Annotated in this window: 15 protein-coding genes; 7 read left to right on the top strand and 8 right to left on the bottom strand. The window is 51.6% G+C overall.

Translation table 11 applies throughout. The features are described 5' to 3' along the window. The first annotated feature begins 377 nt into the window (after positions 1-377). The 3 genes from CLR69_RS04030 (at position 378) to CLR69_RS23275 (ending at position 3651) form a co-directional block, all read left to right on the top strand. The gene (locus CLR69_RS04030) at positions 378-1685 is read left to right on the top strand and encodes an acid phosphatase (protein WP_129711564.1); all 1308 of its coding nucleotides are present in this window, start codon (positions 378-380) and stop codon (positions 1683-1685) included. Between the two features lie 439 nt (positions 1686-2124). After that, the gene (locus CLR69_RS23280) at positions 2125-3438 is read left to right on the top strand and encodes a methyl-accepting chemotaxis protein (protein WP_277950123.1); all 1314 of its coding nucleotides are present in this window, start codon (positions 2125-2127) and stop codon (positions 3436-3438) included. A gap of 24 nt (positions 3439-3462) precedes the next feature. Further along, positions 3463-3651, top strand: coding sequence for a hypothetical protein (locus CLR69_RS23275; protein WP_234910593.1), 189 nt, complete (start codon positions 3463-3465; stop codon positions 3649-3651). A gap of 34 nt (positions 3652-3685) precedes the next feature. Here the strand turns inward: CLR69_RS23275 and CLR69_RS04020 are convergent, their stop codons facing one another. The 8 genes from CLR69_RS04020 to CLR69_RS03985 form a co-directional block, all read right to left on the bottom strand. Beyond that, entirely contained in the window at positions 3686-4987 is a 1302-nt protein-coding gene (locus CLR69_RS04020; RefSeq protein WP_129711565.1) for an aspartate aminotransferase family protein, read from the bottom strand. Further along, entirely contained in the window at positions 4984-6108 is a 1125-nt protein-coding gene (locus CLR69_RS04015; protein ID WP_129711566.1) for a phosphotransferase, read from the bottom strand. Before CLR69_RS04015 ends, CLR69_RS04020 begins: the two co-directional genes overlap by 4 nt. Next, a complete protein-coding gene (locus CLR69_RS04010; RefSeq protein ID WP_129711567.1) occupies positions 6101-6835 on the bottom strand; it encodes an SDR family NAD(P)-dependent oxidoreductase in 735 nt (244 codons plus the stop codon). The genes CLR69_RS04015 and CLR69_RS04010 overlap by 8 nt, the downstream gene beginning before the upstream one ends. A gap of 559 nt (positions 6836-7394) precedes the next feature. Next, positions 7395-8213 (bottom strand): ABC transporter permease, encoded by an 819-nt coding sequence (locus CLR69_RS04005; protein ID WP_129709615.1) that lies wholly within the window; start codon positions 8211-8213, stop codon positions 7395-7397. A gap of 48 nt (positions 8214-8261) precedes the next feature. Next, a complete protein-coding gene (locus CLR69_RS04000) occupies positions 8262-9530 on the bottom strand; it encodes an ABC transporter permease (RefSeq protein WP_129709617.1) in 1269 nt (422 codons plus the stop codon). 42 nt (positions 9531-9572) lie between these two features. After that, positions 9573-10652, bottom strand: a complete 1080-nt coding sequence (locus CLR69_RS03995; RefSeq protein ID WP_129711568.1) for an ABC transporter substrate-binding protein — start codon at positions 10650-10652, stop codon at positions 9573-9575. A 366-nt stretch (positions 10653-11018) separates the two neighbouring features. Beyond that, complete coding sequence (locus CLR69_RS03990) at positions 11019-12491, bottom strand: NAD-dependent succinate-semialdehyde dehydrogenase (protein WP_129711569.1); 1473 nt, start codon at positions 12489-12491, stop codon at positions 11019-11021. Positions 12492-12501: 10 nt separating this feature from the next. Next, on the bottom strand, positions 12502-13767 hold the full coding sequence (locus CLR69_RS03985; RefSeq protein ID WP_039322969.1) for a 4-aminobutyrate--2-oxoglutarate transaminase: 1266 nt from the start codon (positions 13765-13767) through the stop codon (positions 12502-12504). Between the two features lie 147 nt (positions 13768-13914). On the opposite strand from CLR69_RS03985, the gene pdxR reads away from it, so the two are divergent. The 4 genes from pdxR to CLR69_RS03965 all read left to right on the top strand — a co-directional run bounded on the left by pdxR (position 13915) and on the right by CLR69_RS03965 (position 19895). Further along, positions 13915-15408 (top strand): MocR-like pyridoxine biosynthesis transcription factor PdxR, encoded by a 1494-nt coding sequence (pdxR, locus tag CLR69_RS03980; protein ID WP_129711570.1) that lies wholly within the window; start codon positions 13915-13917, stop codon positions 15406-15408. Between the two features lie 193 nt (positions 15409-15601). Then, on the top strand, positions 15602-16696 hold the full coding sequence (locus tag CLR69_RS03975) for an ABC transporter ATP-binding protein (protein WP_129709627.1): 1095 nt from the start codon (positions 15602-15604) through the stop codon (positions 16694-16696). A gap of 372 nt (positions 16697-17068) precedes the next feature. Next, the gene (locus CLR69_RS03970) at positions 17069-17821 is read left to right on the top strand and encodes a hypothetical protein (RefSeq protein WP_129711571.1); all 753 of its coding nucleotides are present in this window, start codon (positions 17069-17071) and stop codon (positions 17819-17821) included. A gap of 112 nt (positions 17822-17933) precedes the next feature. After that, positions 17934-19895: a DUF1800 domain-containing protein gene (locus CLR69_RS03965; protein WP_129711572.1), complete on the top strand. Its 1962-nt coding sequence runs from the start codon at positions 17934-17936 to the stop codon at positions 19893-19895. Positions 19896-19902 lie beyond the last annotated feature (7 nt).

Genomic DNA, 19902 nt, shown 5'->3' with positions numbered 1-19902 from the left:
GCCTTTTCGCATTGAGGAATAACCGGGCTATTTATAGCTGCCATTTTCGTTATAATTAAACAAATTCTTTATAAATCAATAAAATATTGAAAAATATTCGTCTGTTTAAGTTAGAGAGAAATGAGCTTTGCGTCAATGATAAAAAAAGCAAATCACCCTTCTGTTTTTTAGAAACTCCTTTATGCTTTTTCCTTCTATATATATGCAATTGTTGTTTCCTTTTACCGCATAAAAGTTTACGACATCACTAAACATAACAAATCATGATAATTCGTTGATAAGTATCTCAAAATATATCCTGAAACATTACCATCACAATCAGCGCCTAGCCTGATCTCGCACCGACAAGCGTTTGTCTTCCCAATAAGGATGCCACCATGCGTTACCGCACGACGATGTTTGCGACGATCAGAATGTTACCCGTTGCCAGTTTTTTTCTTCTACCGCTCTCTGGGATTGCTGCCCCATCCCAGCCACACAGCGCAGCTATCAGCACTATTGTAGATTCGACCACGCAGGCAAGCAGCCGCCCTCACGTTATTGAACTGGAGCAGACCATTCAGGCCGCGCTACGCAAGGCGATCCAAGGTGATGCGCCACAACTCACCCGAGCACAGTTAGAGCAGGCACAAGAAACGCCACAAATGGCAGATATTAATTGGTTGAAAGCCAGTGGTTATGATTTTGCAGTCAAAGCCAACCAACAGGCAGGCATTGCGCTGCTGGAATCCTTCTCACACCTTTCTACTGATGTGTTACAGCAAAACACGGCTATCGTGACGCGCATTAATCGTGAAGCCACCACAGGGCAGCGCGAGCAGGCGTTAGTCGATGCTGAGGGCCAGGGGTATCTCTACTATTTGGCTGATGCACTGGGCCCACGGCTGGGCAAGGTGTTTATCACCGCCTATAACCACGGTGAAATACGTAAGGCTGCCGTGTTACTCAAGCTATCCGCCGTCAGCACGTCTGCCGCCAAACAGCATTTTAACTATCCTCGCCCCTTCCTACAGCCTAACAACACGATTCATCTGGTGCCGGATACCGCCGTAATTGGTGATAACAAGCCGTATACCGCTACCGGTGGCGCGTTTCCGAGCGGCCATACCAACACAGGCTATACCGATGCTCTGCTGTTAGCGGAAATGATCCCTGAACGCTTTGTTCCACTGATCGATCGCGGCGCACGCTATGGCTATTCACGCGTCGTGCTGGGCGTCCATTATCCATTGGACGTGATAGGTTCACGGATGATTGCCGAGCGCAACGTGGCACACTACCTCAACGATCCGAAGTATCGTCAGCTATTTGAACAGGCCAAAGCTGAATTGCGCAGCGCGTTAGAAAAAGCCTGTGGCACCACGTTAAGCGCCTGCGCCAAGAATGCGCCGCAGGATGATCCTTACGCAGCACCGGAAATGAAAACCTTTTATCACTACACTATGACCTACGGCCTGCCTGCTCAGCCAGGCGCAGCGTCTACAGTTAGCGTTCCCGAAGGTGCAGAGGTGCTACTTGATACCGTGCTACCTCAGCTCTCTGCCACCCAACGCAGAAATCTGATGGTGAAAACTGCTCTGGCCGATGGCTACCCGCTCTCCGGCGCACCGGGTGATAACGGTGCACAGAATTTCTGGCAGCGCCTCAATCTCCATGAGGCCGTACAGCAGGCTCAACATCCTTGATCCTCTCTCCTCTTCCTCCGCGTTTTCTCACGCAGAGGAAGAGGGACTATTAGGGTAGAAAAATTAGTAACAGATGTTTGTTATCCTCGCCATTCTCTTAATCCCCGGTATCGTTTTATTTTCCTTAAAAAAACCATTCCGTTTTTTAAATGGCTGTTCTGGCGACAAAATGAAGTCACAATACCGATTTCATGGATTTACCTTGATGATTATTTCTCTCACTTAGCTGTAACGGTAGCTTTCCGGCCAGGATAATATTTTAATTATTATTTATCACTCAGCATAGAATATCGAATGATTTGTAAAGCAACGTAAACAAATGCTATTACAAGTCCCCGAATGCCACTTTTAAATTTTAGTTTACCTCAGTATAAATATTCTCTTATTTACGTCGATATAAGAATACCGCTCCTTATATTGGAGTAATTTAGAGGTACTTATGAGCATTAAATTTAAATTAATTTCGGTTATGTTGTTAATGGCATTATTGCTTTCGGTTGTCTCTCTTACTGGCTTGTTTGGTATGAATAATACCAACCAGTCGATGAAAACGCTGTATCAGGATCGGCTAATCGCATTAGGCTATCTGGATAATATAACCAGACAGGTGAATAGCGTGATGTTTGAAATCGCAAGCGTTGACCTCTCACAACCAAACAATGTCAAGACAGGGCTGGCACACATCGCGGAAGCGCAAAAAATTTATGATACCCAATGGGATTTATATAGTAAGACATATTTAACCGGTGACGAAAAAATACTAGAAGAACAGTTTGCCGAGTTATACAAAAAGTATAACGATAAAGTCATTACCCCCGCCATTAATGCCATACAGAAAAATGATAAAGATGCATTAGAAAACATTATCAATCAAACATTAAAAAGCGAATATGCCCCCCTGCAAAAAATTGCCGATAGTCTGATTAAATTACAATCTGATGTTGGCCAGGACCTTTATTCCGAATCACAAAGCAGTTTTAATAACCTATTATTTTCCGTAGTGATTATCCTTCTGGTAGGGATAGTTATCGTTGCCTTATCCGGCTGGCGATTGATTATGTCGATTGCCGTACCGATAAAAAATGCCGTAGATTTAGCAAGAAAAGTAGCAAGCGGCGATCTGACACATCGTATCGCCATTACCTCGCGCGATGAAATGGGTCAATTGCAAACCGCATTGCGGGAAATGGTGTTGAATCTGACGGATATCGTAGAGCGAGTACACAATAACGCCGATATTATTGCGACGGCATCCAGCCAGATTAGCAGCGGCAATATCGACCTTTCCTCCAGAACCGAGCAGCAGGCCAGTTCACTGGAAGAGACGGCCGCGTCAATGGAGCAAATGACATCCTCCGTCAAACAGAATGCCACCCATGCCACCCACGCCAGTCAGTTGGCAACAACCGCCTCACAGCGCGCTGTCGATGGGGGCAAGATGATGGGCGATGTGACATCAGCGATGCAGCAGATGGTGTCATCCGCAGAGAAAATCACCAACATTATCAGCGTAATAGACGGCATCGCTTTCCAAACCAACATTCTAGCACTGAACGCCGCCGTGGAAGCTGCTCGGGCAGGAGAACAAGGTCGAGGATTTGCCGTCGTCGCGGGCGAAGTCCGCACCCTGGCGCAACGTAGTGCAAACGCGGCCAAAGAGATTAAAAACCTGATCGGGACATCTGTCGAACAGGCAAACCTCGGCCATACTGTCGTCATTGAAGCTGGCAGCACGATTCAAAGCGTGGTGTAGGACATAAAACGAGTCGCGTCGCTCGTGACCGAAATTTCCACCGCCAGCAATGAGCAAAGTCTGGGTATCGGGCAGATTAATACCGCGATCTCACAGATGGAAACCGTGACGCAGCAAAACGCCGCGCTGGTTAACGAAGCCGCCGCTGCCGCGGGTTCATTATCCGAGCGTGCAGGTGAACTCAGCCATGCCGTGGCAGCGTTTCGTATCTAACGTTCTGTTCTTTTCATAACATCCGTGTAGTCGATTATCTCTGCGCTCGGGTGCCGATTAGCGCTAAAACGTCACTCAACGTAGTTAAGAACACATCGGCGTGTTCTTCCAGAAACACCAGCGGCGGACGAATCTTCAGTATGTTCGCCGCTGGCCCCGTCGCGCTGATTAGCACACCACGTTGACGCATTGCATTTACCACCTGCAACGCGGATTCACTTGCCGGTGATTTACTTTCGCGATCGCTAACCAACTCCACGCCGATAAATAGGCCATAAGCTCTAATATCACCCATCAACGGGAAATTCTGCGCCAGCTGCTGCAAACCTTGCCGCAGATAATCACCCACACGCTGAGCATTCTGCTGCAACTGTTCTTCCCGAATCACCCGCAGCACCGCGTGCGCCGCCTGGCAGGAAACCGGATTACCGCCAAAAGTATTGAAATAACGCACATCTCGCCCGAATGCGTCAAACAGCGCTGAACGCCCAACCAATCCGGCGATGGGGTGCCCATTACCCATCGGTTTCCCCAGACTCACCAAGTCTGGGACGACGCCGTGGCGCGCGAAACCCCACAGTGATTCCCCGGTGCGTCCAAATCCCGGTTGGACCTCATCCGCAATAAACAGCCCCCCCGCCTGACGAATCAACGCCGCCGCCTGCGCCATTTCGCCTTCCGGCGCACAGAACACGCCATCGCTGGAAAAAATCGTATCTACCAACAGCGCGGCAGGACGAATGCCTTCCTGCTGCATCTGCGCCAACGCTTCACGAATGCTGGTAAGAAATGCGCCGGGCTGACGGTAAGTGTCTGGTGCGTCGATCAGCTTCACATGACTACCGCGCGCCACACCATCCCCCAGCGACGGCGACAGCTCAGCCAACGCGCTAGTCACACCATGGTAAGCCCAGCGCGTCACCAATCCCCCCGTCCCGCCCGTGGCATGTCGAGCGATACGCAATGCCAGATCGTTAGCCTCACTGCCGGTACAAGTCAGCATCACATTGTTCAATTCAGGGGGAAATTCGCTCAGCAGATCTTCCGCAAAATCGACAATCGCATGGTGCAGATAACGCGTGTGGGTATTGAGCTGCGCGCTCTGTCTCGCCATCGCGTCAACCACTGCGGGGTGGCAATGCCCAACCGAAGCCACATTATTGTAAACATCCAGATAGCGTTTCCCCTGATGATCAAACAGCCACACGCCCTCGCCGCGTGCGACATGCAACGGTTCTTCATAAAACAGACGGTAGCCGCTACCCAGTACCCGCTGGCGGCGTGCCAGCAATGCTTCTGTTGCTGTCATTTCAGACACCATTCCACTCTGATTCATCGTACGTTCTCCGGGCAAACCTGCTGTAGACGAGCTACAAACTGCGCATGGGAATAGGTCGCAATGCGCTGTAAACTGCGCCAACTGCGCGGCACGTTGCGTAGCAAATACTCCCGATTGTCGGGGTAGCAAGATGCACGCCATTGCGCAATGGTTAGCGTCAGCGCCATGCGTGTTGCTATCAGATCGGGCAGCAGTGCGATCTCCTCCAGCGCTAACGGAACGCGTTGGTGATAGGCCGCAACAAACGGCACAACATGCTCCAACAAATCCGTCCCATCGCCGATCTGATATGCCAGTGCCGTCGCAACTTCGCAGATTAATGGGGCAAATACGGCATCGCCAAAATCGATAATGCCGGTAACCCGCAGCGGCGCTGAACTATCCACCAGCACGTTATGCGGGTTTAGATCGTTATGAATGACCTGACGGCGTAACGTCGTCAACAGAGGTGCGACATCGCTCTCATAACGGTCAAAAATACGCTGAAGATGCTGATACTGCTGCGGTTCAGAAACGAAATCGAGGTAAGGACGCACCTGCTCCGCCCGGCTGATATCCCATAGCAGTGAACGGCTTGCCGCCGGATGCGTAAAGCCGTGAAGCGCGCGATCCAACTGCGCCAGCGTGCTTCCCAGCTGTGGCATCAGCGCCGTTGACGGTGAAACCAGATGCTGCGGTATTCCTGCCAGATAGCTCACCAGCCGCACACGCAGTAGCACGCCATCGATCTCAACGCTTGTTTCCGGCTGACCCGCTTTTGTTAGTCGGATACGCGGTACGGGCAGTTCAGGTGCCTGACGGGCAAGATGCAGCAGCAGAGAGGTTTGGAAATCGCTGACGTCGACAGATTCTGCCACGTTGATGACTTTCAACATGTAGCGTTCTTCTGGTGTAACCGTCAGACAGAAATTCATATCGCGCTCGCCTTGAAGCAGCGACATCTGCCCGAACAAGCCATATTCTTGCTGCGCAATCGCCAGCGCCTGCTGGCAAGAAACCTGCGGTACGGCCTGCGTCATTAATTCGTCGTCGTACGATGAAGCCTCGGCAAATACGGGCTGATTGGACGCCGTGTGTGGGAATGTCGGAAAAAGTGCGGTGAGTCGTCCGTCAGACATGCTGCCCTCCGTTAACGTGAATTTCCGCGCCGTTGACATAAGAGGCACCGGACGTGCAGAGAAAATAGATCAGGCTGGCCACTTCTTCGGGCTTACCTAAGCGCTGCATTGGCACCTGCCGCTCAATGATGTCATCCGTACCGGGTGACAGAATCGAGGTTTCAATTTCTCCCGGCGCAATGGCATTCACACGAACGCCGTGCGGACCAAAATCAAACGCCATTTCTCGCGTCAGCGCAGACAGCGCCGCTTTTGAGGTGGCGTAGGCCACTCCTGCAAAGGGATGAACGCGCGAACCTGCAATTGAAGTCACATTGATGACGCAGCCCTGTGAAGCCTTGAGTTCATCGAACAGGCCGTTTGCCAGCAGCGCGCAGGAGAATAGATTCACGTTGAAGACGCGCAGCCAGGTCGCATAGTCCGTGTCACGGACACCCAGACGTTTCCCGCCTTCTCCCTTTGGCGAAATTCCTGCGTTATCGACCAGCGCATCCAGCCTCCCACCCAACTTTTCCTTAATCAGCGGCAGCGTCTGTTGCAGGCTATCGATATCTTCCAAATCGAGATGAATATGATTGAGCAGCTTTTCTGCCCACGGGCACTCTTCCGCCCAGTTCTGACGCGATGCGGTAAAAATCCGCCACCCTGCTGCATGGAAATGCTTAACGGTGGCATGCCCGATTCCCCGACTGGCACCGGTCAGCAATAACGTTTTTTGCGCTGTCATACCGAACCTCCTGAGTCATTTTGTACAATAGTCTTTTTTGCACAGTAACCTTTTTACACAACACACATCAAAATGGTGTTTGATGCATCATAAATTGGGTTTTAAAAAAAGCTGAAAAAAATTTTCAGCAAAAAAACCGATTTTTCCCCTTTCACCACTATATGTACACGAGTGTGGTGGTTTCGTGCGCAACAGCACTGTCATTTCATGCTACCTCGTAGCACGCGCCCGACACAGGGCGGCTCAATCGCCGTCGCCCTGCGAACCCTGGCTTCCGGCTAAATTATGCCGCTGCGCGGTGCCCTCGTCGGTATCAGGCTTAACGGATCGCTTGCGACACGCTCCAGGCGTGGCGCAAGCTTTCGCCGCGTCCATGCGGCTCATCCTAAGCCCGCTATCTCCTCAGCATAATTTCTTACGCCGGATAGCAACTACCCTCACTTGCGCATTATGTTAATGGCGATAAGAAACGGTATGCAAATATCAACGCGCACGAAACAAACCACCAACACTAAACAAGAATTACGAGGCACACTATCGGGTGGTGTGGTTAACCACCTTAACTCCCACTCCGTAACCGCTCCGAGCGGCGGCGTAAAATTTCCATCACGATCAGTAGCACGAGCGCCGCACCGACCATCATCGTTGCAGCGGCAGCTATCGTCGGATCAAGGTTTTCACGGATGCCAGCAAACATCTGTAGCGGCAGCGTGCGCTGGCGCGGGCTGGCAAGAAACAGCGTGACAATGACTTCATCAAACGACGTCGCAAAGGCAAATAGCGCACCGGAAAATACCCCCGGTGCAATCAGCGGAAACGTCACCTTGCGGAAAGCCAACAGCGGCGAAGCACCCAAACTGGCGGCGGCGCGCGTCAGGTTGTGATCGTAGTTCTTCAGTACCGCCGTGACCGTAATCACGACGAACGGCACGCCCAGCATCGCATGCGCCAACACCAGCCCCAGATAGCTGTTCAGCAGCGACAGTTTGGCGAAGAAGAAAAACATCCCTACCGCGACAATCACCACCGGCGCAATCATCGGCGAAATCAGTACCGCCATCACCAGCGACTTACCGCGAAACTCACCGCGCACCAGCCCGACTGACGCTAACACACCGAGCAGCGTTGCCAGCAGTGTTGCCAGCGGCGCAATCAGCAGGCTGTTACCCAGCGCACCTAACCACTCGCTGGAGTTAAAAAACTCGCGATACCAGCGCAGGGAAAATCCCGTCAGCGGATAGCTCAGAAACGACCCTGCATTAAATGAAAGCGGAACAATCACCAGTACAGGGACGATCAAAAACAACAGCATCGCCGCACCGTAGAAATTAAAGAACGAGTTCCACAGGCGGATAACCACTTCACCCTGCTGTCTCATTTGTTATCTCCCCGTAATAAGTTTACAGATCATATTGTTGTGATTCGCTTAATGCGATGCAGCTTCCGCATTGGTGCGCGTCACGCGGATGTACACCACGTACAGTAGCGTCACGATAATCAACAGTTGCGTACCCAGCGCGGCCGCCATTCCCCAGTTCATAGTGGTATTGGTGAAGAACGCGACAAAATAGCTCAGCATCTGGTCGCTTGGCCCCCCCAACAACGCAGGCGTAATGTAGTAGCCAATCGCCATCATGAAGACCAGCAACGCGCCCGCCGTCACACCCGCGTAAGTTTGCGGCACGTAAACCCGCCAAAATGCGATAAACGGATGCGCACCCAGCGAGATCGCCGCTCGCACATAATTTGGGGAAATACCTTTCATCACCGCGTACAGTGGCAGAATGAAAAACGGCAGCAGGATGTGAGTCATCGAGATATAAACACCGATGCGGTTGAATACCAGCACCAGCGGTTCGTCGATAATGCCAATATTAATCAGCGAACGGTTGATCAGTCCGCCGGATTGCAACAGCACAATCCAGCTCGCCGTCCGCACAATTAGCGATGTCCAGAACGGCAGCAAAACCAGAATGAGCAATAGGTTAGCGCGGTTAGACGGCTGTTTTGCCAGCCAGTACGCCAGCGGATAGCCCAGCCCCACACACAGTAGCGTCACGACGCCTGCCATCAGCAGCGTGCGCAGCAGCACATCCACATAGAGCGCCTGATCGGCAGGTTGCGAAACAATTTTCTGGGTAGTGGCATCGACTTTATGGTCAAACACCGCCAGCAGGTAATAGCTAGTGAAAGGCCGCGCGGCGCGATCGAACGTTTGCCATGTCGCCAGTTCCCCCCACATCGGCTGTTCACGTATCAGTTGATCACGTACATCGCTGCTGCCCTCCGCAGGCAGTTTGCGTAATGTACGGGTAATCAGCGTGCGATATTCCGAACCTTCATACCCTAATCGTTTGGTGATCGTGCTTAATTTCCCGCTGCTGCGTGCATCGCGCAGATCGCCGACCAGTGCCCGAAAAACAGCCTCATCCGGCACACCGTTACCCGACCAGAGCCGCATAGCGGCAATGGTCTGTGGCATATTGTCACGCAATTCTGGATTGGAGACGCTTTTCCCCAAAATCGAGGTGATCGGGAAGAGAAAACTCACCACGATAAACAGAAACAGCGGTGCAATCAGCAGCAGAGAGCGTTTCTTATAGGCTTTCTGCGCGATCCACAGTTGCTGTTTCAAGGTTGAATTTTCCTCGTTTCCGCCAGTCGGTGCAGCGGCGACGATATCACTCTGGGACATAGGCTCTTTCTCCATCATCACGTACGGTAAATCACTGCAGCCTTATTGGGCAGCCCAGGCGTTGAAGCGTTGTTCCAGCTCTTCACCGTGATCGATCCAAAACTCAGTGTCTACCTGCAAGGCCTGTGCCAGATTATCTGGAGCCGTTGGCAGATTGGCGGCAACAGCCGGAGCCAGCAGGCTGGTCGTCTTGACGTGTGTCGGGCCATAAGGAATGTTCTCAGCGAACACTTTCTGATTTTCCGGCTGGTTGGCAAACGCAATAAATTGCTCCGCCAGAGCCTTATGCTTGGAGCCTTTAACGATCGCCCAGCTATCCAGATCGTAAATGCTGTCGGCCCAGACAATCTTGAAGTCATGCCCTTCTTTCTGCGCCGCTGAGACGCGACCGTTATAGGCAGACGTCATCACTACGTCACCGGACACTAGCCATTGCAGCGGTTGCGCACCGGATTCCCACCACTGGATATTTGATTTGATCTGATTCAGTTTCTTAAAGGCACGCTCGACACCCTCTGGCGTCGCCAGCACCGTGTAGAGATCTTCACGCTTCACGCCATCGGCCAGCAGCGCGATTTCCAGCGTAAATTTGGCGCTTTTACGCAGCGCGCGCTTGCCGGGATAGTCTTTTACATTCCAGAAATCAGCCCAGCTTTTCGGTGCCTGTTTGAGCTTCTGCGCGTTATAGGTGAGTACCGTTGACCACAGGAAGATCCCCGCGCCACACTCCGTGACAGCACCTTTGACAAACTGGGATTGATCGCCCAATTTTGACCAGTCCAGCGGCTCGAAAAGCCCTTCGCTACAGCCGCGCACCAGTTCAGGACCTTCGACTTCCACGACATCCCAACCCACCTGTCCGGTTTCTACCATCGCCCGGATACGTGCCATTTCACCGTTATATTCGCCAGCTTCTACCGTGCCTTTGCCGGCAGCAGCGAACGGTTTATAAAATGCCTTATCCTGTGCATCTTTATTCAAACCGCCAAATGAGATCACCGTGACAGATTCTGCCTGCGCCTGACAGGCCATCGTCACCAGAAAAGCCGTCGCCGCTATTTTCTTCAGCGCATGACGCTTGAACAGTCCTGTTGCTTTGGAGGAAGTATTGAGTTTGGACATTGCTTTGCTCCTGGAGTGGTAGTCAACGTAAAGGTCAAATGCGTATCACAATTTTGCACACGCTATTTTGTGCATTACACTATTGATGCATCATGTATCAAAATAATCATGCAAAAAAATATGAGCATAAATTGTGCCAATTCAAAAATTTTATTGATGTTTTACTACTGCGGCGGCGGGAACAGCGATGAGAAACATCAGGGTGACGTGGCGCTGCCTTATGCCTGACGGTACTTCGCCATTTTTGCCATGTTGTGGTGCAAGCTGATATTGCCCTGCACCACCCAGACGCATTGCGCGCCCATCGCACGGGTGCCGACCTTGTCTGTCGACACGCGCTTCTCACCAACTATTAGGGTGAAAACCTTATCGGGAAAGATCGACGCAAAGGTATTTCATTTCCAGATAGTCTTCGATACCGAAACGTGAGCCTTCACGGCCCAGTCCCGACTGTTTCACCCCACCAAACGGCGCGACTTCATTCGAGATGAGTCCGGTATTGATACCCACCATGCCGTAATCCAGCGCTTCCGGCACCGTCCATTGTCGTACAGCATCACGCGTGTAGACATAAGCGGCCAGACCGAATTCGGTATCGTTCGCCATCGCAATCACCTCGGCTTCATCGCTGAAGCGGAACAGCGGTGCGACTGGCCCGAATGTCTCTTCCCGCGCAAAACGCATCTCGCGGGTCACGTCGCCGACAATTGTTGGCGTGAAGAACGTGCCGCCCCGTTCGTGGCGTTTACCGCCCAGCAATAATGTTGCTCCGTGCGATAACGCATCGGCAATATGCTGCTCAACTTTGCTGATCGCATCGTTATCAATCAGCGGCCCCTGCGTGACACCCGGCTGTGTGCCGTCGCCCACGTTTAACTTACGCACTTCCTCGATCAGCCGTTCTACCAGTGTCGGGTAAATCCCATTCTGCACATAGATTCGGTTAGCACAGACGCAGGTCTGTCCGCTGTTACGGAACTTTGAGGCCAAAATGCCTTTCACCGCCTGATCCACATCGGCATCGTCAAACACGATAAACGGCGCGTTACCCCCCAGCTCCAGCGACAGTTTTTTCACCGTTGGTGCACTCTGTGCCATCAGGATGCGACCTACTTCCGTAGAACCCGTGAAACTCAACTTGCGCACCACAGGGCTATCGCACAACACTTTACCGACAGACTGTGCATCGCCGACGATCACCTGCAACACACCGCGCGGAATACCCGCCTGCTGCGCCAATTCCGCCAGCGCCAGCGCGGTAAACGGCGTCTGCTCGGCAGGTTTAACAATCATCGTACAGCCCGCCGCCAACGCAGGCCCGACCTTACGGGTGATCATCGCTGCCGGGAAATTCCACGGCGTAATCGCTGCGCACACGCCGATGGGCTGCTTAATCACCATCAGGCGCTGCTGTCCCTGCGGCGATTGCAGTACGCTGCCTTCAATACGTTTAGCTTCTTCCGCAAACCACTCGATAAAGCTGGTGGCATAGGCAATTTCACCCCGCGCTTCTGCCAGCGGTTTTCCCTGTTCCGCCGTCAGCAAGATGGCTAAATCATCCTGATTGTCCATAATCAGGCGCGCCCACGTCTGCAATAGCGCGGCACGTTCTTTTCCCGTCTTCTTACGCCATTCAACCAACGCCTGTTCTGCGGCGGCAATCGCCTGCTCAGTTTGTGACACCGTAACTAGCGGCACCGTACCCAGCACCTCGCCCGTCGCCGGGTTGGTAACGTTCAGGCGTTCACCGTTTTGGCTATCCTGCCACTCGCCGTCAATCAGGCAATGTTGACGAAATAGCGCGTGTTGTTTCAGTGAAATAGACTGTTTCAGTTGCATAGCTTCTCTTCTATCGTGTTAATACGCGCGTCAGGATGTTCATCGCCTTGCTGAACTGCTCATCAGGAACCGTCAGCGGATACAGGAAACGAATCACGTTGCCATGCACACCGCAGGTCAGCAGCAGCAAGCCCGCCTCTAACGCACTTTTCTGAAATTGACGGGTAATCTCTGCAGAGGGCTTACCCGTGTTTGGATCGTTAAATTCAGCCGCGACCATCGACCCTTGTGCACGAATCGCCACCAGTGCCGGACACTGCGCTTTCACTTTTTCCAGCGTTTCGACCAGTGCAGCACCCAGGCGCTGCGCCCGTTGGCACAATTTTTCTTCTTCAATCACATCCAATACCGCCAGCGCCGAAGCGACCGACAGAGGGTTACCCGCATAGGTACCGCCCAACCCGCCCGGTGATGGCGCATCCATCACCTCAGCGCGGCCGACCACACCAGAGATCGGGAAACCACCGCCCAGGCTTTTCGCCATGGTGATCAGATCCGCTTTCTCCGCATAATACTCCATCGCAAACAACTTGCCGGTACGAGCAAAGCCGGTCTGCACTTCATCGGCAATCAACAGGATGCCATGCTCATCGCACAGCTTACGCAGCCCACTGATAAAGGCAGGTGGCGCGACATGAAAACCGCCTTCGCCCTGTACTGGCTCAAGAATAATCGCGGCAACCTGATCGGCGGCGATGTCGGTATGCATCAGACGTTCGACGCTTTCTAGTGCCTGTTCAACGGTAATACCGCTCTTTTCATTCGGATAAAGTGCGTGAAAAATGGAACCTGGGAACGGGCCGAACCCGGTAGAGTATGGTGCCACTTTGCCCGTCAGCGTCATGGTCAGCAGCGTGCGCCCGTGAAACGCGGCGTTGAAAGCGATCACGCCAGGACGCTTGGTGTAAGCGCGGGCGATTTTCACCGCGTTTTCCACTGCTTCTGCCCCAGTGGTAAAGAACGTGGTTTTTGCCGCGCCTTGAATCGGTGCCAATGCATTAATACGTTCGGCTAACGTGACATAGCTGCCGTAAGGCACAATCTGGTAGGCCGTATGGGTAAAGCGATCCAACTGTTCGCGCACCGCAGCGACAATTTTCGGGTGACGATGACCGGTATTCAGCACCGCAATCCCCGCAGCGAAATCGATAAACTCGCGTCCTTCAACATCCCACAGAGTGCTGTTTTCGGCACGCTCAGCATAAAAGTCACACATGACACCCACACCACGCGGTGTGGCGGCCAGACGGCGTTGATTCAGTTCGCTATTCTTCATTGTCTGCTCCGATATCCCAAATACATCTGTTATTAGTTGAAGATGGTGAGTTGAACGATGACAGGTCGTTGCAAGATGATGATGTCATTTAGACGTTAGATGGTTCTATAATCCAGTGCCAGTTTTGAATATTTGAAGGATCCACTTTTGCGCTCACTCCTGACCGACCTATTGCTTCAGCGTTTAGCCAACCAACAAGATGGCGCGCTGAACAAGCGTTTGTACGACAGTATCCGGCTCGCGATTCTTGATGGGGCGATTGCCGCAGGCGTGCGTTTGCCATCATCACGCGATCTGGCGCAACAGCTCGCGCTGTCACGTAATACCGTGCTAACGGCTTACGAACAGCTACTGGCTGAAGGCTATATCGAGGCGCGCAAAGGAAGTGGAACCTTCGTCACGGAACAACTGCCCGATGGCAACATGCAGCCAGTGGATAGCGACAATTCAGGGGAAATGCGGGAGCCTAAACATGAGCTCTCGCGTCGCGGCATGCATCTGCTCGGTTATGCCGGTGCTTCCGTTCGCCAATGGGGGGCATTTATGCCCGGCATCCCTGATATTGCTAGCTTTCCTCATGATTTATGGCGGCGTATTCAGACGCGCCTGACGCGACGCGTTCGTCCTGAACAACTTTCTTACTCGCCGATTGGCGGCTGTCCCGAACTCCAGTTGGCGCTGGTGGACTACCTGCGCGTCGCTCGTTCCGTGGAGTGTACGCCGGAGCAAATTCTCATTACCGAAGGCACCCATCAGGCGATGGATCTGCTCGCCAAAATGCTGTGCAATCCTGGTGATTTGGCATGGATTGAAGATCCCTGCTATTGGGGGATTCGCAATGTTCTGACGATTAACGGCCTGCGCATTGCTCCTGTCGATGTGGATGAACAAGGACTGGTACCGCCGGATACTCTCCCGTCCGACGCCGCCCCGCGTCTAATTTGTGTGACACCGTCACATCAATATCCTCTGGGTGCCGTGATGAGTCTGGCACGTCGTCAACGGCTGCTAGCACTGGCACAGGAGCACGGCAGTTGGGTGGTGGAAGATGATTATGATAGCGAGTTTCGCTTTTCTGGCAGCCCAATCCCCGCGCTACAAGGGCTACAGACACAATCGCCCGTAATCTACATCGGTACATTCAGCAAAACGCTCTACCCCGGCCTACGCGTCAGTTACATGGTGCTACCGCCGCTACTGGCGCAGTCGTTGAAGACCGCGCATTCCGAGCTTTATCGCGGTGGACACTGGCTAACGCAGGCAACACTCGCGCAGTTTATCCGCGAAGGCCACTATGCTGCGCATATCCGCCGCATGCGTTTGCTGTATGCCAAACGCCGTGCGTTCTTGACGTCGCTGATCGAACAGTATCTGGGGGCGGATTACGTCGGAGATAACAGTAATGCTGGATTACATATGCTGCTCAGCCTCCCGCCACACGTTGATGATGTCGTGCTGAGCGCCGCGATCCTGCGCCGCGGTGTGATGGTCAAACCGCTTTCCAGCTACTACCTGCAACCGACGCAGCAGCGCGGTTTATTACTGGGCTACGCCAGCGTCGAAGAACCTCAAATGGAGCAGGCTTTCGCTGTGATTGTGGCGTGTATTCAGGCGCTGAATACGCATGATTTGAACGCCTGATGGTGTGTATTTTCATACCAACCCATTCGCACCATTAGAGTGCCACTCACTCGCAGCACGCCCTATTACAGAGCACTCACACTGGCACACGACGGCATTTTTGCCTGTCGCAGTCTAGTAACTCTCCACTTTTTCGTATCCGGCATGGTTTATGCATTCTTATGAATAACAGTGACTGCCGGAGAGTGAAAAAATGAGAAATTATGTCAGCTTCAGGAACGTTCAGAAGACCTATGACGGTGACCGCCTGATCGTCAAAAACCTGAATCTGGATATCCGTGAAGGTGAATTTCTGACCCTGCTTGGGCCTTCCGGCTCGGGAAAAACCACCAGTTTGATGATGCTCGCCGGGTTTGAAACCCCAACGCAGGGGGAAATCCTGTTGCGCGATGCACCGTTGCATCATCTCCCGCCGCACCAGCGTGACATCGGCATGGTATTTCAGAACTATGCCTTGTTCCCACACATGACCGTGGCGGAAAACCTGGCATTTCCGCTGTCCATCCGCCGCCTGAACCGTGCCGATATCAAAGAGAAAGTCGATCGGGTGCTGGACCGCGTGAAGCTCACCAGCCTGGCCGATCGCTACCCCGCACAGATGTCCGGTGGCCAACAGCAGCGTGTAGCGCTGGCCCGTGCGCTGGTCTTCGAGCCGAAACTGGTATTGATGGATGAACCACTGGGCGCGCTGGATAAGCAACTACGCGAGCATATGCAACTGGAAATTAAAGAGCTGCATCAGTCGCTGGAATTAACCGTGGTGTACGTCACCCATGACCAGAGCGAAGCGATGACAATGTCCAACCGCGTTGCCGTGTTTAACGACGGCGTGATTCAGCAGATGGACAGCCCCAGCGATATCTACGAAAAGCCGGAGAACGCGTTTGTGGCGCAGTTTATCGGCGAAAACAATACGCTGCTCGCCACGCGCGCCGAGGCTGAAGGCGCATTTTATCGGGCAACGCTGGACGATGGCACGTCGCTGCGTGCACTAAAAGTTCGTCCCAGCTCGCCGGGCCGAAAAATCACACTCTGTATTCGCCCGGAACGCATTCACGTCAATGCGGCTCATATTGACGACACGATGCAGCATGTCAAAGCCCGCATACAGCAGTTCATCTACCTGGGCGATCACGTCAGGATGATGACGGAAGTGGCAGGCCAGCCACAGTTTATGGTGAAACTCCCTGCCAGCGAGATTCAGCCACACTGGAAAGCAGGCACCGAGATCAACCTGTCATGGCAACCGGAGCACCTGCGTGCGCTGGATAGCATAGTGACGCATTAACTGACAAAAACACGGATGTGCATCGCACGCAGTGCGCAAAAATGGGCGCACTGCTTTTTACCTCACCCTGTCACTCTTGCTCTCTGACCATCAGTATTAACCATAATCACCTTCCCCACGTCCCTTCACATGCAGTTTGAAGAATGACCGATATACTCTGAGGTTATTTTAACTCGATAATACATCTACCAAAAAAGCATTTTGTGGATAAAAAATTTAGCATATTCGTCATAATATTTTCGGCGATAATGAATATTATTAAATAGACAGGAGGGAAAACCCGTTAAAGAATAATTTAACAATCACAATAGAAAGCTCGACAAAACCATAGGAAATATAATCAGAAGTAAAATGATAAAAGGATTTTTCATTATGCTTTCAGAATATCATGCTCCCCCCATTATAAAAACATTCTACCGCCCCATAGAGGTTGCTATTCGTTGGAGTTATTTAATGTCATCAGAGTCTGAAATACTTGATAGATTCGATGAAAACCCGCTAATGTTCTTACATTATTCTGCTCAAATATGGCCAAAACTGTCATTAAACCACGAAAGAGTGATTGATGGGCTCATCAATGGGGAACTTCGGCATAGCAAACGCGGAGTGACCAGTTCAACCCCCATAGACTTAAGCGATCCCGACTTATCCATTCGTCATATCGATCTAAAAAACTGGATGATGTCATATTATCCAAACGAGAAACCCGATTTTTTATTCTCTCCAGAGGAACAATTTTCCGCTATAACAATAAATATGAATTCGGTGCATATACTTTTAGCCGAATTAGAGGTGATGCGAATAAAGAACAACCACCTTGAAACCCAGCATAATAATATACAAAACGATTACCTTTCACTAAAAGCTATTTGCGCATCAGCGATGCTGAATTCAACGCAACCTGCACTGGGAGAACGGAGCGAAAGTACATATCTGACAGTTATTGGGGCGTTAATTAGCCTCTATAATCAACATTCACCTTCAGGCCAGGCATATACGCTGTTTACCTCTCAGGATGCGGTGATTTCTGCCTTAATTGCTCACTATGGCGATAAAAGGGGCATTTCCAAAAGCACGCTTGAAAACAAGTTCGCTCAGGCAAAACGTCTACTCAATAACTCATAGTTTTTACCCTTACCAGGGTCTACATCACCCCAGCTAAGGTGAAAGCCACATACTCTTTTTACATAGTAGATATCCACATCATTCTATTACGTCTGAGGGATAATCTACTATCATGCATAAACAAGCTCGTTTTGCATTAGCGTATCTTACGCCATTTCGTACCCAGCAGATCGCGTCGCCCCTTAGAAAACCACGACCATCCTCTTTTGCAAGTAGTCTGTGCAACGTTCTCATTCTGCTGTGGACTCTCACATTCTGTACATCAGGAATCGCCTTAACAATTGCAGAAACACGTCATCTAGTCGACCGCACTGGATTTGGCACAACCCCACAGGATATTGAACGTTTCAAAGAGATGACGCGGGAACAAGCCGTGGATTATCTGCTAAGCACACTCGATGCGCCTTTTTACACCCTTCCACCGGCTTTCGTACAGAAACCTTATCCAGATTACTGGCAGAAAGGCTGGCGAGAGCAAAATATGATTTTTTTCCGTATCAACGAAATTAACCAGCTACAGGCGTGGTGGGTACAGGAAATGATTCTGACACCCACTCCATTTGCCGATCGCCTCACGCTGTTCTGGCACAACCATTTCGTTTCCCGGTTTGACAATACCCTAATCACCGCCCCTTTTTTCGATCAACTCACGCTATTTCGTCAGATGGGTAGCCAGAGCTTTCGCCTTCTGATACGAAAAATACTGCAAGACCCCATGATGCTCAGCGGATTGGATAACACCGCTAATACACGCCAGAATCCTAATGAAAATCTTGCAAGAGAATTGATGGAGCTCTTTACCCTGGGAGAGGGTAACTACAGTGAAAATGACGTCAAACAAGTTGCCCGAATTCTGGCCGGGCATGGAGTAAACGCCATGCAGCAATGGCGTTATCAATTTGACGCCAATGCTGCAGTATCTGGCGAAAAAACGCTGCTAGGCAAGAGGATTCAAGGAACACCCGATGAAGAACTCGATCAGCTTGTTGATATTTTATTGTCGCAACCCCAAACGGCAACGCGTTTAGCGGGAAAGTTCTACCGCGCCTTTATTTCGCTAGAGGATGACCCTGAAACGGTATCCGCATTAGCACAAATTCTACGCAACAATGACTATGCGATGAAACCGTTCATACGTGAATTGTTGCTCAGTCCCGTTTTTTGGCACGAGCGTAATCGTGGAGCATTGGTCAAATCCCCGCTGGATCTTATCGTCGGTTTTTCTCGCACGCTGTCGCTGGTGTTGCCCGATCAACACATCCTACTGGATTATCTTCAGACTCTGGGACAGAGCCCATTTATGGCTCCCTCAGTGGCGGGATGGGAAGAGGGAATGGTATGGCTTGATGGGAAGACACTGGTCGATCGTACCAGAGTGTTAGCCCGACTGTGGTCTGCTGTGGAAAATCCGCCGTCTGACAACGATGGGCTAACCGTGCGTTTTTCATCCGAAAGCCGTGGACTACCTGCGCGCTTTATCGTTACCGCCAATGGGCAAAAGCTTGCCAGAATTACGGCAAAGATCGGGGCAGATACCCGGCAGGAACAAGCTTCCAACGAGCCGGGAAATCTGAAACCAATGTGGGAAACCGTCACCATTCCCTTTCCCAGCGGTTCCGCAACCTTGGAAAATGTCACCATTACAATGGATGCAGATGAACCCGACACCCATTTATTTATCAATTGGATTTCCTTCAATGGCTATCGTTTTTCTCCCCATCAAGCCAGTTGGCTCATACCGAAAGGTTCTCCCTGCCTTGCAGACTCACCGTTAGGATCTTTTTACTGCAACCTGAGTTTATCTTTTGACCTTACCACACCGATCGGGAGCGAAGAGGCCAGTCTGATAGATCGGAACACCCCACTCAACGCCAATATCGAATACGGTACAGGTCGCCTAAAGCCGCAATTTAGTCAACCGGGGAGCATGCTACCCACTAACGTCACGCCTTATGCGCGCATATCTGCTCATTCACTACTGGCTATCTCGCCTTTTAGACAACCCGTCAATTGGGATAACAGTGCCGTGACCTTAAAGGCACTGACACTTGACCCTGCATTTAATCTGAAATAAATAAGGA

Source organism: Pectobacterium zantedeschiae (assembly GCF_004137795.1).
GTDB classification, from domain to species: Bacteria; Pseudomonadota; Gammaproteobacteria; order Enterobacterales; family Enterobacteriaceae; genus Pectobacterium; species Pectobacterium zantedeschiae.
The sequence above is the reverse complement of the archived record's forward strand: the minus strand, read 5'-3'. Positions and strand labels throughout refer to the sequence as shown.

What these genes read in the sequence shown, in the direction of transcription:
- CLR69_RS03985 (WP_039322969.1), bottom strand. Translation starts at nt 13,767, where the DNA reads ATGAAGAATAGCGAACTGAATCAACGCCGTCTGGCCGCCACACCGCGT.
- CLR69_RS04010 (WP_129711567.1), bottom strand. Translation starts at nt 6,835, where the DNA reads ATGACAGCGCAAAAAACGTTATTGCTGACCGGTGCCAGTCGGGGAATC.
- CLR69_RS03990 (WP_129711569.1), bottom strand. Translation starts at nt 12,491, where the DNA reads ATGCAACTGAAACAGTCTATTTCACTGAAACAACACGCGCTATTTCGT.
- CLR69_RS04015 (WP_129711566.1), bottom strand. Translation starts at nt 6,108, where the DNA reads ATGTCTGACGGACGACTCACCGCACTTTTTCCGACATTCCCACACACG.
- CLR69_RS04000 (WP_129709617.1), bottom strand. Translation starts at nt 9,530, where the DNA reads ATGTCCCAGAGTGATATCGTCGCCGCTGCACCGACTGGCGGAAACGAG.
- CLR69_RS03975 (WP_129709627.1), top strand. Translation starts at nt 15,602, where the DNA reads ATGAGAAATTATGTCAGCTTCAGGAACGTTCAGAAGACCTATGACGGT.
- CLR69_RS04020 (WP_129711565.1), bottom strand. Translation starts at nt 4,987, where the DNA reads ATGAATCAGAGTGGAATGGTGTCTGAAATGACAGCAACAGAAGCATTG.
- CLR69_RS04030 (WP_129711564.1), top strand. Translation starts at nt 378, where the DNA reads ATGCGTTACCGCACGACGATGTTTGCGACGATCAGAATGTTACCCGTT.
- CLR69_RS23280 (WP_277950123.1), top strand. Translation starts at nt 2,125, where the DNA reads ATGAGCATTAAATTTAAATTAATTTCGGTTATGTTGTTAATGGCATTA.
- CLR69_RS03995 (WP_129711568.1), bottom strand. Translation starts at nt 10,652, where the DNA reads ATGTCCAAACTCAATACTTCCTCCAAAGCAACAGGACTGTTCAAGCGT.
- CLR69_RS04005 (WP_129709615.1), bottom strand. Translation starts at nt 8,213, where the DNA reads ATGAGACAGCAGGGTGAAGTGGTTATCCGCCTGTGGAACTCGTTCTTT.
- CLR69_RS03970 (WP_129711571.1), top strand. Translation starts at nt 17,069, where the DNA reads ATGCTTTCAGAATATCATGCTCCCCCCATTATAAAAACATTCTACCGC.
- CLR69_RS03965 (WP_129711572.1), top strand. Translation starts at nt 17,934, where the DNA reads ATGCATAAACAAGCTCGTTTTGCATTAGCGTATCTTACGCCATTTCGT.